The organism is Delftia sp. ZNC0008 (genome assembly GCF_000799035.1).
Taxonomy (GTDB): Bacteria; Pseudomonadota; Gammaproteobacteria; order Burkholderiales; family Burkholderiaceae_C; genus Comamonas; species Comamonas tsuruhatensis.
Genome location: NZ_JTKZ01000641.1, coordinates 1 through 13,908 on the forward strand (window position 1 = coordinate 1; position 13,908 = coordinate 13,908).

Below are 13,908 nucleotides of genomic sequence, written 5' to 3' on the forward strand. Positions count from 1 at the left end.
CCGCGTCAGAAAGCCTTTTGATGAGTGTGATCCAGTATGTGATGTTCCTGGCCCTGGTGGGCCTGGCCACGTTTTGCCAGAACCTGACGGGCTTTGCCTTCGGGCTGATCTTCGTGGGCGTGGCCGGTGCCACGCACCTGATGGGCATTGGCGATGCGGCCAACGTGGCCTGCCTGCTGTCCGTGGTCAACGGCGTGGCCTACCTGCGCGCCCACCGCCAGGTGCCGCAGTGGACGCTGCTCAAGCCCATGCTGATCAGCAGCGTCATCGGCGTGATCGGCGGCGTGCTGCTGCTGCAGTGGCTCAGCGGCAATGCGCTGAGCGGGCTGCGCATGCTGCTGGGCCTGGCCATCGTGGCCTGCGCGCTGTTGCTGTTGCTGCAAAAGCAGGTCAACGCGCAGGTGTCGGGGCCGGTGTCGCTGTGGGTGGCCGGTGTGGCCTCGGGGCTGCTGGGCGGGCTGTTTGCCACGCCGGGCCCGCCCATGGTCTACCACCTGTACCGCCAGCCGCTGGACCGCCTGGTGGTGCGCCAGTGCCTGTTTGCCATGTTCCTCACCTGCGCGCTGCTGCGCCTGGCGATGGTGGCCTGGGAGGGCGAGATCACCGCCAGCGTGCTGCTGGCCGCAGCCCTGGCCTTTCCCGTGGTGACGGTGGTGACCTGGCTGCACATGCGCCATCCGCCCGCCCTGCCCAAGCGGCTGGTGGAATGGATGGTCTGCCTGCTGCTGGTGCTGTCGGGCGCCAGCCTGCTGGTGTCCGGCTGGAACGCCAGCCACCCCCAGCCCGTGGTGCCCGATGACGCGATGGCCATGGCCGTGCCCCAGCGCTCACCGGCTGCGGCTGCGGCCCCCGCGCCGCGCTGAAAGCAAAAAAGCCCGCCAGGCAGACCGGCGGGCTTTTTTGAAGGGGACGGAACCGATCAGTTCACGACCTGCTGCAGCGAACCGGCAGCGTACTTGGCGGCCATCTGCTCCAGCGTGTAGCCCTTGATCTTGGCACCCTGGCCTTCGCAGCCGAACTCGATGTAGCGGGCCTTGCAGATCTGCTTGGCGGCTTCGCGGGCAGGCTTGAGCCATTCGCGGGCATCGAACTTCTCGGGGTTCTCGGCCAGGAACTTGCGCACGGCGCCGGTCATCGCCAGGCGGATGTCGGTGTCGATGTTGATCTTGCGCACGCCGTGCTTGATGGCTTCCTGGATTTCCTCGACGGGCACGCCGTAGGTTTCCTTCATGGCGCCGCCGTACTGGCGGATGATTTCCAGCAGCTCCTGGGGCACGGAGGAGGAGCCGTGCATGACCAGGTGGGTGTTGGGCAGGCGCGCGTGGATTTCCTTGACGCGCTGGATGGACAGGATGTCGCCCGTGGGCTTGCGCGTGAACTTGTAGGCGCCGTGGCTGGTGCCGATGGCAATGGCCAGCGCGTCCAGCTGCGTGGCCTTGACGAACTGGGCCGCTTCCTCGGGGTCGGTCAGCAGGGCCGAGTGGTCGAGCACGCCTTCGGCGCCGACGCCGTCTTCCTCGCCGGCCATGCCGGTTTCCAGCGAGCCCAGGCAGCCGAGTTCACCTTCGACGGTGGCGCCCAGCTTGTGGGCCATTTCCACGACCTTGCGGGTCACGTCCACGTTGTATTCGAAGGAGGAAGGCGTCTTGCCGTCTTCCATCAGCGAGCCGTCCATCATCACCGAGCCGAAGCCCAGGTTCAGCGCGCCCTGGCAGATGGCGGGCGAGGTGCCGTGGTCCTGGTGCATGACCAGGGGGATGTGGGGATACTGCTCGGCGGCGGCCTGGATCAGGTGCTTGATGAAGGGCTCGCCGGCGTACTTGCGGGCGCCTGCGCTGGCCTGCAGGATGACGGGCGCGCCCACTTCGTCGGCGGCCGACATCACGGCTTGCACCTGCTCCAGGTTGTTGACGTTGAAGGCGGGAAGACCGTAGCCGTTTTCGGCAGCGTGGTCCAGCAGTTCGCGCATCGAAACGAGAGGCATGTGTAGGGTCCGTATCAAGTTGTTGAGAGGGGGATGCCCCTGCCGCATGGCAGCCGCCGCTGCGTCATGGGTGCGCTGCGGGGCCACGGCCGGGGGATCGCGGCAGTAACCGCTTGGTAACTGGCGATTTTAACCAGCTGCCGCCAACCCTGTCCCGGGCATTCCCATGCGGTAGCAGGTCGTGAAGCCTTCGGGCGGCGCGGCCTCGCCAAAGCTTCCCTGGTGGGCGCGCAGCACGCGCGCCACGATCTCGTGGCCCAGGTGCAGGCTGTCCACGGGCGCCGTCGCGCGCTCTGCGCCGTCACGGCGGCCGTCGTCGCAGACCTGCAGCCAGACCTCGCCGTCGGGCCCCTGCCCGGCCTGGACTTCGATCTGCGTGCCGTGCGGCGTGTGCTTGAGGGCGTTTTCCACCAGATTGCGCAGCGCCAGCTCCAGCAGCACGGCATTGCCCATCACGCCCAGTGCCTCAGGCGCCTGCACGGACAGGCTGCAGTCGCGCTGCCAGGCCGCCTGCGCATGGGCGGCCACCACCTGCCGGGCCAGCGCGGCCAGGTCCACAGGCACGGGTGGCTCGGCCAGCATGGCGCGGCCTGCGCGCGCCAGTGCCAGCAGCTGGCTGAGCACATGGCCGGCATGCAGCGCGTCCCGGCCTATCTGCGCCAGCGCCTGGCGCTGGGCCGGTGCGTCCATGGCACCGGCCGGCGCATCGCCCAGGGCACGCGCCTGCAAGGCGATGGAGGCCAGCGGCGTGCGCAGTTCATGGGCCACTTCGTTGGCCAGGCTGCGCTCTCGCTCCAGCGCCTCCTGCTGGCGGTCCAGCAAGGTGTTGATGGAGTTCACCACGGGCATGAATTCCCGCAGCGCGTGGCGATGCGAGACGCGCTCGGCCTGGGCCAGGTCCAGGCGCTCCACCTCGCGCGAGAGTTCGTTGAGCGGCCGCATGCCCCGGCGAATGGCCAGCCCCAGCGCCAGCGCCACCACGGGCAGCAGCCACAGGCCGGGCTCGATCATCTGGCCGGCAATGTCGTCGGCCAGTTCGTCGCGCTCCTGCAGCTCGATCATCACGCTGACCTTGCGCGCATGGTCGCGGCTCCACTGGGTGAAGCTGCGCCAGGCGCGGCGCTCCGGGCCCAGGCGCAGGGTGGCAAAGCCCTGCTCGGTGTCGAAGAAGGGCTCGGGCGCATCGCCGGTGCGCGAGATGAGCCGGCCCGAGCCATCCCACAGGGCCACGCTCAGCGACTGCTGGTAGTCGTGGGCCATGAGGCCGGGGGGCTCATGCACGGGCGTGGCTGCTCCCTGGCCTACGGCGCCTGCGACTTCCAGGTTGAGCACCAGCGCAGCCACACCGGCCAGGTGGCCGTCGGTGAGCTCGTCGGCCTCGTGCACGCCGGTCTGGTAGCCCAGCGCCACGAAGCTGGCCCAGACCACGACCAGCGCGCCCAGCATCCAGGCCATCAGATGCCAGATCAGCGAGGGGCGGCGGTCCGGCGCGGTGCTCATGTGTTCTCCACGGGCAGGAAGTAGCCCACGCCACGCATGGTGACGATGCTGGCATTGCCCAGCTTCTTGCGCAGGTGGTGGATGTGGACTTCGACGGCATTGCTTTCCACGGCCGTGCCCCAGCTGTAGAGATGTTCCTCGATCTGCTGGCGCGAGAGCACGCGCCCGCGCGCCTGCAGCAGCACCCAGAGCACCGAGAACTCGCGCGGCGACATCTCCACCAGCTTTCCGTCGCGGCGCACGGTGCGCGCGGCCGGGTCGACCTCCAGCTCGCCATGGCGGATCACGGGTGCCGCCTGGCCTCCTGCGCGGCGCAGCATGGCGCGCAGCCGCGCCTCCAGCTCGTCGATGTCGAAGGGCTTGACCAGGTAGTCATCGGCACCCAGGTCCAGCCCGGCGATGCGCTCGCGCACCTGGTCGCGCGCGGTGAGGATGAGCACGGGCGTGTTGGGGTCCGGCAGGGCGTGGCTGTCGCCACCCGGGCGGCGCGGGCTCCGCAGGCGGCGCAGGATCTCGCTGCCATCGCCATCCGGCAGGCCCAGGTCCAGCAGCACGGCGTCGAAGCGCTCCATCTCCAGCGCATGCCAGGCATCGGCCACGGTGGAGCAGACGTCGACCGCATAGCGGCGCTGTTGCAGATTGGCCTGCAGGCCTGCGGCAATGCCCGCATTGTCTTCGACGACCAGTATTCGCATGCTCGCATTGTGCAATGGCCGCTGCCGGCTGCGGCGCCAGACGATGGCCGCACGCCGGGGCATGCGTTAAGACGGGTTTAAGCCGCGCTTCTCATGCTGCCGGCCATGCCGACACCTGAACCCCGAGATTTTTCCGCCGCCCCTGCGCAGGGCCCCTCCTTCAAAAGCACCCTGCTGTGGACCCTGGCGGCGCTGGCCGTGGTCCTGGCCTGGGATGCCGGCGCCCTGGACCTGGCCATGGCCCGCTGGTTTGGCGACGCCGATGGCTTTGCGCTGCGTTCGGACTGGTTCTTCGTGAACATCGCCCACGAAAGCGCACGCCGCCTGGCCTGGCTGGTGGTGCTGGGCCTGACGCTGTGCGTCTGGCGGCCCATCGGCCCGCTGCGCCTGCTGCCTCACGGGCGGCGCGTGCAGCTGGTGGCGGGCATCTTGCTGTCGCTGGCCCTGATCTCGCTGCTCAAGTACACCAGCGCGACCAGTTGCCCCTGGGACCTGGCCGAGTTCGGCGGCGTGGCGCGCCATGTCTCGCACTGGTCGCTGGGCCTGGCCGATGGCGGGCCGGGGCGCTGCTTTCCCGCAGGCCATGCCTCGGCAGGCTTTGCCTTTCTGGCCGGGTATTTCGCGCTGCGCCGCCATGCACCGCGCGCAGCCTGGATCTGGCTGGCCGTCTCGCTGGCCGCAGGCCTGTCGATGGGCCTGGCCCAGCAGATGCGCGGCGCCCATTTCATGAGCCACACGCTGTGGACCGGCTGGCTGTGCTGGACGGCGGGCTGGCTCTTCGACCTGGCGGTCACGCGTGCGCTGCGGACCCGGGACAGCGCGCCTGACTCCCTGTGGCCCGCCGCCAGCCTTCCGCCTTCCGCACCCTGATCGAGCCTTGCCATGCTGCCCCTGGACCCCGCCCTGTTCACGCTGCTGAACGCCAACGCGCAAACGCCCGCCATCTCGATCGAGGCGGCGCGCGCCATCTCCTCCTGGCTTCCCTCGCTGTGCGCCCTTCCCGTGATGGCCGGGCTGCTGCGCGGCTCGCCCGCCCTGCGCCGCACGCTGGTGCTGGCCCTGCTGTCCATGCTGGCCGCCTGGGCCGTGGCGCGGCTGATCCGCTGGGGCTTCCCAGCGCCGCGTCCTGCCCAGCTGGGCATGGGTGTGCAATGGGTGGATCACGCGCTGCGGTCCAGCTTTCCGAGCATGCACGCCACGGGCGCCTTTGCCCTGGCCCAGGCGCTGACCCTGGGCGGCACGCGCCACCGCCGCTGGGTCATGGTGTCAGCCTGGTCGCTGGCCCTGGGCATGGGCTGGAGCCGCGTGCACCTGGGCGTGCACTTCCCGTCCGATGTGGTCGGCGGTGCCATCGTGGGCATCTGCAGCGCCACCCTGGTCTGGCATGCCGCGCTGTGGCGCCGCCTTGCCGTCATGCCCAACCTGCTGCCCTACAACGCACGAACCCACTCAGGCAGGTCCCAATAGACCATGGCGAAGGCATAGCGCACCGCACATAAAACTGGCGCTCCCCAAAACGAGGGACACCGAGCAAGGGCCGCCCCGCCGCGAGGGTGTCGTCCCCCCCGCGTAGCGAGAGAGGGAAGGCGCGAAGCGCCTCAGGGGGTTAGTTCACACGACATATCTTGAGCATGTTGGTGCCACCGGGCTGGCCCATGGGCTCGCCGCAGGTGATGGCGTAGACATCGCCGCTTTGCACGATGTTGCGCGCGCGCAGATGGCCTTCGGCCTGGTCCAGCGCGGTGTCGCGGTCGGCGCTGGTGTCCATGAGCAGGGGGCGCACGTTGCGGTACATGGCCATCTTGCGCTGCGTGGAGATCTTGGGCGTGAGCGCGTAGATGGGGATGTGGATGCGGTGGCGGCTCATCCACAGCGCGGTGGAGCCGCTGTCCGTCATGGCGACGATGGCCTTGGCGCCCAGGTGGTGGGCCGTGAACAGCGCGCCGATGGCGATCGACTGGTCGATGCGCGAGAACTGGCGGCCGGTGAACTCGGCATCGCTGTCCGGGTCTTCGGCCGCTTCCGCGGCGGTGCAGATCTTGGCCATTTCCTGCACGGTCTCCAGCGGGTACCTGCCGGCGGCGGTCTCGGCGCTGAGCATGACGGCGTCCGTGCCGTCCAGCACGGCGTTGGCCACGTCGCTGACCTCGGCGCGCGTGGGCACGGGGTTGGTGATCATGCTCTCCATCATCTGCGTGGCGGTGATCACGAACTTGTCCATGTCGCGCGCCATGCGGATCATCTTCTTTTGCAGCGCGGGCACGGCCGCGTTGCCCACTTCCACGGCCAGGTCGCCGCGCGCCACCATGATGCCGTCGGAGACATGCAGGATCTCTTCCAGGCGCGGAATGGCCTCGGCGCGCTCGATCTTGGCAATCAGGCCGGGCTTGTGGCCGTACTGGGCCGCAGCCACGTTGCACAGCTGGCGCGCCATCTCCATGTCGGTGGCGTTCTTGGGAAAGCTCACGGCCACGTAGTCGGCCTGGAAGCTCATGGCGGTCTTGATGTCCTCCATGTCCTTGGCCGTCAGCGCCGGGGCCGTCAGGCCGCCGCCCTGCTTGTTGATGCCCTTGTTGTTGGACAGCTCGCCGCCGAGCTTGACGGTGGTGTGCACCTCGTCGCCGCGCACATGGTCCACGGTGAGCACGATCAGGCCGTCGTTGAGCAGCAGCACGTCGCCGGGCTTCACGTCGCGCGGCAGTTCCTTGTAGTCCAGGCCCACGCCGTTGATGTCGCCGGGCTCGGTGCGCGATGCGTCGAGCACGAAGCGCGCGCCGGGCTCCAGCATGACCTTGCCTTCGGCGAACTTGCCGACGCGGATCTTGGGGCCCTGCAGGTCGGCCATGATGGCCACCTCGCGGCCTGCGCGCTGGGCCGCCTCGCGCACCATGGTGGCGCGGTCGATGTGGTCCTGCGCCTTGCCGTGGCTGAAATTCAGGCGCACCACGTTGACGCCTTCGCGCACCATCTGTTCCAGCAGTTGCGGGTCGCTGGAAGCGGGGCCCAGGGTGGCGACGATCTTGGTGGCACGGCTCACTTGCATGGAATGTCTCTCGCTCAGGGTTTGTAATCGGGTTTCAATTCTCACACGAATGCGGTTACATGAAGGCAACATTCCGGCATGCGGTGCGGGCCTGAAGACCCCGCATCCTGAGCCTGCGCAAGGGGGCGGCCGGATGCCGTTGCCATCGCCGAACACTGCGGTGCACTGCCTTTGCCGCTATTGCTTTTGATGCTGCACTGCAGCATTCCCGGCAAAGGCGCTGTGCCATGCCGGTCTCCTGTGAAAGCAGTTTTGCCCGCCGCGTTCGCAATGCTCACCGCGCCGCAGGACACCACAGAATCAGACTGGTCCACATTGACGCGGCCCGCCCCTGCTTCCTAGCATCGCCTTCATATTCCTGTGGGCCACCCGGCCCGCAGGCCGCAGCCAGAACATACGGTTCCCCTTGGTTTCGCATGCTCAGCCAGCCCATCCACAGCTTTGCCATGCCACCAGGAAATCCACCATGCTTGACCGCAGACGCTTTGTTCTGACCACCTTGGCCTCCCCGGCGCTGACCGCCTGCGGCGCGGGTGGCGATGTTGCCGCCAACCGCTATGTCCAGACTCCCCTGCTCGCCAGCCATGCGCGCTACGGCGCGCGCTTCACGCAGCCCGGCTTCGTCAACGGCTGGGGCATCGCCATCCGCCCGGCCGGCGCGGGAGGCCATTTCTGGATTGGCGGCGGGGGCACGTCCTGGCAGTTCATCGGTGACGTGGCTCGCTCGGCCGATCCCGGGATGCGCGCCCTGCACCAGGACGGCCTGCGCGAAGTGGCCGTTCCGCGCTCCGATGCCCTGACCGGCGATGACAGTGCCGGCAAAGTCACCGGCGTGGTCTACAACGGTGCGCCCCTGGCCTCGCAGCTGCTGCGGGTCCAGCAGCAGCCTGCCGCCGGACGCCTGCTCGAGGGCTCGGCCCGCTTCGTCTTCGTGACCGACAGCGGCAGCGTCAGCGCCTGGACGGAGCGCGATGCGCAGACGGGCGCCATCGTCCGGGTGGACGGCCCTGCGGTGGAAATGTTCAATGGCGCCGACCAGGGCATGGCTTTCTTCGGGGCAGCCATCCACACGGGCCGCTGGGACCGCGTGTGGATGGCCGACTTCGGCGCCCGGCCCCAGATCCGCACGCTGGACGCGCAGTGGCAACTGGTGCCCACCCAGGGCTTCGCCAACCCGTTCGCATCAGGCGCGGCAGGCGAGGCCCGGCCCGGTGATCCGGTGCCCTTCAACATCCAGGTCGTCAACGACGGCCGCCGCGACCGCGTGTTCGTGCTCTATGCGATCAGCCAGCCCGACCCGGACGATCCCCTGGCGTTCCATGCCGGCGAGGAGGATGCGGTGGACGCAGCCGCAGAAGCGGCCAGCGGCAACCGGCCTGCGCGCGGCAGGCTGGCCGAGTTCGACCTCGACGGCCGCCTGCTGCGCATGTATGAGGACGATGGACGCCTGAATGCGCCCTGGGGCGTGGCCATCGCTCCTGACGGCTTCGGCGCACTGGCGGGGCACCTGCTGGTCGGCAACTTCGGGGGAGCAGGCCGCATCTGTGCATTCGACCTGTCCACGGGCCGCTATGTGGACGATCTGCGCGACGCGCAGCACCGCCCCGTGGCCATCCCCGGCCTGTGGGCCCTGCAGTTCGGCAACGGCGTGGCCCTGGGCGACAGCGACGCGCTCTACTTCGCCGCCGGCCCCGAGGACGAAACCGAGGGCCTGTTCGGCTCGCTGAGGCTTCTGTGACGCTTCATCCTGGCGGTGTCATTGCGCAGACGCCAGGCCTCACACCAGTCCGTGCGAGAGCAGGTAGGTGATGGCATGGGCCACCATGGCCGCCTCCAGGCCATAGCGCCAGAACAGGAAGCCGCCCACGGCGCCGTGGACGACCTCGAACAGCAGCAACTGCAGCACCAGCGCGTCCGACAGGCCGCCCCAGGTGCTCCAGGCAAGGGCCAGCTGCAGCATGCCCCACAGCAGGGCCGACAGCATGACGGACCACCAGCCCAGCGTCCATCCCGGGCGGCGGTCTGTGCGTCCGCTCAGCCGCCACAGCAGCCACATCACCAGCGTCATGCCGCCCAGCCGCATCACCAGCTCGGCCGTGATGCCCGCGTACAGCATCTTGGCGCCCAGCGGCATGGCGTAGACGGGGTCGATCAGGGTCAGGTCGTCGGGCCAGGCCAGGGCCAGGGTCACCAGCCAGGCCGCGCCGACCACGCCACCGGCCAGCCCCGGCAGCGTGAGGTAGCGCACGGCGCGCTGGGGCGAACGCCCGGCCACCCAGGTGGTCAGCAGCGGTGCGGACAGGCCCAGCCGCGGCCCCAGCCACACGCCCACGCCCACGGGCAGGGCCAGCAGCGCGGCCATCACGCCGATGCCGGTGAGCGGCGTGGCCAGCGGCTCCACGGGCAGGCCCAGCATGCGCATCCAGTCGGGCAGCACGAACCAGGCCATGGCCGCCACGCCGGGCAGCCCCAGCAGCCAGAGCACCGTGAAGATGCGCCAGCTCAGCCGGGGCAGTGCGGGTGCGGCATAGGCCGATGGGGCGGGCATGAGAGTGGACACGGGGCCGGTGGTGGGCAGGCTGGCGTTGTCAGTCACGCATCAAGGCTTCTATCTCGTCGGGCTCCACGGGCACGCCGCGCGTGATCAGCTCGCAGCCGGTCTCGGTGACGATGGCATCGTCCTCGATGCGGATGCCGATGTTGTGGAACTGCTCGGGCACGCCGGCCGCAGGGCGCACGTAGATGCCCGGCTCGATGGTGGTGCACATTCCCGGACGCAGGATGCGGCTGGGGCGGTTGGTGATGGTCTCGCCCGACAGCGGGTCCTTGCGCTCGTGCGACTGGCCCAGCTCCGAAGGCTCCACATAGCTGCCGCAGTCATGCACGTCCATGCCCAGCCAGTGGCCGGTGCGGTGCATGTAGAACTGGAAGAAGGCGCGCTGCTCGATCACGTCCTGGGCATTGCCATAGACCTTTTTGTCCAGCAGGCCCAGATCCAGCATGCCCTGCGCCAGCACGGCCACGGTGGCGTCGTGCGGATCGTTGAAGCGCGCGCCGGCCCGCGTGGCCGCCACGGCAGCCTTCTGGCTTTCCAGCACCAGCTCGTAGAGCGCGCGCTGCGGGCCGGTGAAGCGGCCATCGGCGGGGAAGGTGCGCGTGATGTCGCTGGCGTAGCCGTCGAGCTCGCAGCCGGCGTCAATCAGCACCAGTTCGCCCGCGCGCACGGGGGCCTTGTCGGCCTGGTAGTGCAGCACGCAGGCATTGGCGCCGGCGGCCACGATGGAGCCGTAGGCCACGTACTGCGAGCCCTGCTGGCGGAATTCATGCAGCAGCTCGGCATCCAGGTGGTATTCACGCACTTCCTGGCCTGCGCGCAGCATGCGCGCCGAGCGCTGCATGGCGCGGATATGGGCCTGGGCGCTGATGGCGGCGGCGCGGCGCATGATGTCCTGCTCGCGGGCGTCCTTGACCAGGCGCATCTCGTCCAGCAGCGTGCACAGGTCGCCCTGCTCGGACGGGCACAGCGCGCCAAAGCGCACGCGTGCGCGCACCTGGCCCAGCCAGCCTTCCACGCGCACGGCCAGCCCTTCATGCGTGGCGAACGGATACCAGAGGCGGCCCCGGTTCTCCAGCAGGCGGGGCAGGCGCGTATCGATCTCGGCGCTGGAGAACGCCTGGCTCACGCCCAGCGTGGCCACGGCAGCCTCGGGGCCCAGGCGGATGCCGTCCCAGATTTCGCGCTCCAGGTCCTTGGGCTGGCAAAACAGCACGCTGGTGCCATCGGCGGCCAGTACCAGGCAGGCATTGGGCTCGGCAAAGCCGGTCAGGTAATAGAAATAGCTGTCGTGGCGGTACAGATAGCCGGTGTCCCGGTTGCGCTGGCGCTCGGGAGCGGTGGGAATGATGGCGATGCCGCCGGCGCCCAACTGGGCGGCCAAGCGTGCGCGGCGTTGGGCATAAACAGATGTCATGCAGCTATCGTACTGCCGTCCGGGGTTCTCCACAGTCCCCGGAACAGGGGAAGGAGGGGGGCAGCCGGCCGGCGTCAGGTGGACTTCAGCGCAGACACCGTCACTGCCCCAGGGCGCGCCGATTCCAGGGCGCCTTCATCAGCAGGCGCGCCAGTCCGCAAAAGCCGGTGGCACCCGCCACGATCAGACCGCAGCCCACGAAGGCCGAAAGCAGGTGCCACCACGGTGAAACCGTGGCACCGAGCACGGCGCCCAGCAGAGCCAGCCCGCCCGCACCCAGTTGCACCTGGCGCTGCAGCTCCAGCGGCTGGCGGCTGTCTTGCAGCACGGGCAGGCCTTCGGCCTTCCAGGCGTCCAGGCCGCCGTCGAGCACATGGCCGACACAGCCGGGCGGCAAGGCAGCCGCCAGGGCCTGGGCGTTGAGCCGCGTGCGGTTGCCGGAACGGCAGTGAAAGACCACGGCGGCCGGCGCATCGCCCCAGGCCTGGGCGCCCAGGCGCTCCATGGGCATGCTGCGGGCGCCTGCCATGCGTTCGCGCGCATGTTCGTCGGGCGCGCGGATGTCGATGAGCCAGGCGCCTTGCGCCTGCAACTGGCGGGCGGCCTGGGCCGAGATGAGGGGAAGGGACATGGGACGACTCCTGGGGTGGGGGTTTTCAGGGACAGAAGATGCTCTTGAGTGCCGCCACCAGCTTTTGCGCATCGGGATCGGCGATGCGGTAGTACAGGGTCTGCGACTCGCGGCGGTAGGCGACCAGGCCCTCCTCGCGCATGCGCGCCAGATGCTGGGACAGAGCCGACTGGCTCAGCGGGATACGCTCCAGCAGCCCGCCCACCGACAGCTCGCCATGCTCGATCAGCAGGCACAGCACCAGCAGGCGCCTCTCGTTGCCCACGGCGCGCAGCAGGGCGGCGGCGCGCGCCGCACCCTGCTGCAGGAAAGCCTGTTCGGAGGAGAGGATGGGTTGGTTCATGATTAAGAAAAATCTAATTTAGCAAATTCTAATATACTTGCCGGCAGGCTGCACTGGAGCCATCGACAAAGGAGTGCTTTCATGACCTCGCCGCTGCGCATCGCGCCATTCTTCGACGAAGCCACCCATACCGTGACCTACCTGGTCTGGGATGCGAACACGGGCGAGGCCGCCGCCATCGACCCCGTGCTCGACTACGACCATGCCAGCGGCCAGGCCCACACCGGCTCGGCCGATGCCGTGCTGGCCGCCGCGCAGGCCCAGGGCCTGCGCCTGCGCTGGATCCTGGAAACCCATGCGCATGCCGACCACCTCAGCGCGGCCCCGTGCCTGCGCGAGCGCACGGGCGCCCCGATCGCCGTGGGCGAGCACATCCGCGAGGTGCAGCGCATCTTCCGCCCCGTCTTCAACCTGCCCGCGTCCGGCGGCGATCAGCCCTTCGACCGGCTGCTGGCCGACGGCGACAGCCTGCCGCTGGGCGGGCTGCGCATCGAGGTGATGCACACGCCCGGCCATACGCCCGCCTGCGTGTCCTACCGCATCGAGGATGCGGTCTTCGTGGGCGATACGCTGTTCATGCCCGACTACGGCACGGCGCGCGCCGACTTTCCGGGCGGCGATGCGCGCACGCTGTTCCGCTCCATCCAGCGCCTGCTGGCCCTGCCGCCCGCAACACGCCTGTTCATGTGCCATGACTACAAGGCGCCGGGCCGCGACCACCACGCCTGGGAAACCACCGTGGCCGACCAACGTGCCGGCAACGTGCATGTGCACGCGGGCGTGGACGAGGCCAGCTTCGTGGCCATGCGCAACCGGCGCGACGCCACGCTGTCGGCGCCAGCCCTGCTGCTGCCCGCCATCCAGGTCAACATGCACGCAGGCCATTGGCCCGAGGCCGAGGCCAACGGCGTGCACTACCTCAAAATTCCGCTGCGCATGAAGCATCGGCCCCAGGCAGCGGACGCGAAGCAGGCGTAGAGTCGTCCGTTGGCTCCCCCACCCCTCTTGCGACACCCCCAGGACAAAGGACCTTCCATGATCCACAGCGCCCATGCCACCAGCACGGACACCCCCTATCGCGTCACGCTTGGCGACCCCCAAGGCCACAGCTGGCATGTGGACGAGCCCGCGGACAAGGGCGGCGGCGACACGGCGCCCAACCCGCTGCAGCTGCTGCTGTCGGCCCTGGGCGCCTGCACCACGGTCACGCTGCAGATGTATGCGGCGCGCAAGCAGTGGAAGCTGGAGCAGGTGGATGTGCAATTGCGCCTGAACCCCGAAGGCACGCCGGCCAGCGGCAACCTGATCGAACGCCAGATCACCCTGCAAGGCGACCTGGACGACGAACAGCGCCAGCGCCTGCTGCAGGTGGCCGAGGCCTGCCCCGTGCACAAGCTGCTGGCCGGCGAAGTGCGCATCCAGACCGCGCTGCAGCTGCCCGCCTGAGCGAAGGACTGGCCACCATGCAAAAGGCCCTGCGGCAGGTATGCCGCAGGGCCTTCGGAGTGGACGGGGACATGGCCGGCGTCAGGCTTCGCTGACCTCGATCTCCCCCGTATCGACATAGAGTTCGAACTCCCGCTTGGCCAGCGACACGGTGATCGGCTGATCCTCCTGGGTCCAGGACAGCACATAGCTTCCGATGGCCGTGGCCACCTGCACACGGGTGCCACGCGGAATGTCTTCCAATTGGCCATCGCCTACCCGGTGCTGCACATTGCCGGTGACCGTGGCTACGCGG

General features: G+C 69.0%; 15 protein-coding genes. 6 read left to right on the forward strand and 9 right to left on the reverse strand.

Annotated elements, in window-relative coordinates:
• The first annotated feature begins 20 nt into the window (after positions 1-20).
• Positions 21-863 carry a sulfite exporter TauE/SafE family protein gene (locus L995_RS20825; protein ID WP_047473431.1) on the forward strand — a complete coding sequence of 281 codons (843 nt, stop codon included), beginning with the start codon at positions 21-23 and terminating at the stop codon, positions 861-863.
• A 56-nt stretch (positions 864-919) separates the two neighbouring features.
• Here the strand turns inward: L995_RS20825 and fba are convergent, their stop codons facing one another.
• The 3 genes from fba to L995_RS20840 form a co-directional block, all read right to left on the reverse strand.
• The gene (fba, locus tag L995_RS20830; RefSeq protein ID WP_013804528.1) at positions 920-1,984 is read right to left on the reverse strand and encodes a class II fructose-bisphosphate aldolase; all 1,065 of its coding nucleotides are present in this window, start codon (positions 1,982-1,984) and stop codon (positions 920-922) included.
• Between the two features lie 129 nt (positions 1,985-2,113).
• Positions 2,114-3,484, reverse strand: a complete 1,371-nt coding sequence (locus L995_RS20835) for a sensor histidine kinase (RefSeq protein WP_047473432.1) — start codon at positions 3,482-3,484, stop codon at positions 2,114-2,116.
• Positions 3,481-4,179 carry a response regulator transcription factor gene (locus L995_RS20840; protein ID WP_047473433.1) on the reverse strand — a complete coding sequence of 233 codons (699 nt, stop codon included), beginning with the start codon at positions 4,177-4,179 and terminating at the stop codon, positions 3,481-3,483. Before L995_RS20840 ends, L995_RS20835 begins: the two co-directional genes overlap by 4 nt.
• Positions 4,180-4,272: 93 nt before the next feature.
• On the opposite strand from L995_RS20840, the gene L995_RS20845 reads away from it, so the two are divergent.
• Together L995_RS20845 and L995_RS20850 are read left to right on the forward strand one after the other, a co-directional pair.
• Positions 4,273-5,049 carry a phosphatase PAP2 family protein gene (locus L995_RS20845; RefSeq protein WP_047473434.1) on the forward strand — a complete coding sequence of 259 codons (777 nt, stop codon included), beginning with the start codon at positions 4,273-4,275 and terminating at the stop codon, positions 5,047-5,049.
• Positions 5,050-5,061: 12 nt separating this feature from the next.
• Positions 5,062-5,646 (forward strand): phosphatase PAP2 family protein, encoded by a 585-nt coding sequence (locus L995_RS20850; protein WP_047473436.1) that lies wholly within the window; start codon positions 5,062-5,064, stop codon positions 5,644-5,646.
• A gap of 139 nt (positions 5,647-5,785) precedes the next feature.
• Here L995_RS20850 and pyk read toward each other — a convergent pair whose 3' ends face one another.
• Positions 5,786-7,222 (reverse strand): pyruvate kinase, encoded by a 1,437-nt coding sequence (pyk, locus tag L995_RS20855; RefSeq protein ID WP_047473438.1) that lies wholly within the window; start codon positions 7,220-7,222, stop codon positions 5,786-5,788.
• 466 nt (positions 7,223-7,688) lie between these two features.
• On the opposite strand from pyk, the gene L995_RS20860 reads away from it, so the two are divergent.
• The gene (locus tag L995_RS20860) at positions 7,689-8,960 is read left to right on the forward strand and encodes a TIGR03118 family protein (protein WP_047473439.1); all 1,272 of its coding nucleotides are present in this window, start codon (positions 7,689-7,691) and stop codon (positions 8,958-8,960) included.
• Positions 8,961-8,999: 39 nt separating this feature from the next.
• On the opposite strand, the gene L995_RS20865 is transcribed toward L995_RS20860, so the two are convergent.
• The 4 genes from L995_RS20865 to L995_RS20880 form a co-directional block, all read right to left on the reverse strand.
• Positions 9,000-9,818: a hypothetical protein gene (locus L995_RS20865; protein ID WP_047217866.1), complete on the reverse strand. Its 819-nt coding sequence runs from the start codon at positions 9,816-9,818 to the stop codon at positions 9,000-9,002.
• The gene (locus L995_RS20870) at positions 9,811-11,193 is read right to left on the reverse strand and encodes an aminopeptidase P N-terminal domain-containing protein (protein ID WP_047473440.1); all 1,383 of its coding nucleotides are present in this window, start codon (positions 11,191-11,193) and stop codon (positions 9,811-9,813) included. The genes L995_RS20865 and L995_RS20870 overlap by 8 nt, the downstream gene beginning before the upstream one ends.
• Before the next feature lie 100 nt (positions 11,194-11,293).
• Entirely contained in the window at positions 11,294-11,824 is a 531-nt protein-coding gene (locus tag L995_RS20875; protein WP_047473442.1) for a rhodanese family protein, read from the reverse strand.
• Between the two features lie 25 nt (positions 11,825-11,849).
• Positions 11,850-12,167, reverse strand: a complete 318-nt coding sequence (locus L995_RS20880) for an ArsR/SmtB family transcription factor (protein WP_017404646.1) — start codon at positions 12,165-12,167, stop codon at positions 11,850-11,852.
• An 81-nt stretch (positions 12,168-12,248) separates the two neighbouring features.
• Here L995_RS20880 and L995_RS20885 point away from each other — a divergent pair, with 81 nt between their 5' ends.
• Positions 12,249-13,145 carry an MBL fold metallo-hydrolase gene (locus tag L995_RS20885; protein WP_047473444.1) on the forward strand — a complete coding sequence of 299 codons (897 nt, stop codon included), beginning with the start codon at positions 12,249-12,251 and terminating at the stop codon, positions 13,143-13,145.
• A gap of 57 nt (positions 13,146-13,202) precedes the next feature.
• Positions 13,203-13,613 carry an OsmC family protein gene (locus L995_RS20890; protein ID WP_047473446.1) on the forward strand — a complete coding sequence of 137 codons (411 nt, stop codon included), beginning with the start codon at positions 13,203-13,205 and terminating at the stop codon, positions 13,611-13,613.
• 81 nt (positions 13,614-13,694) lie between these two features.
• On the opposite strand, the gene L995_RS20895 is transcribed toward L995_RS20890, so the two are convergent.
• The coding region (locus L995_RS20895) for a hypothetical protein (protein ID WP_047473448.1) at positions 13,695-13,908 on the reverse strand (214 nt) is incomplete at its 5' end.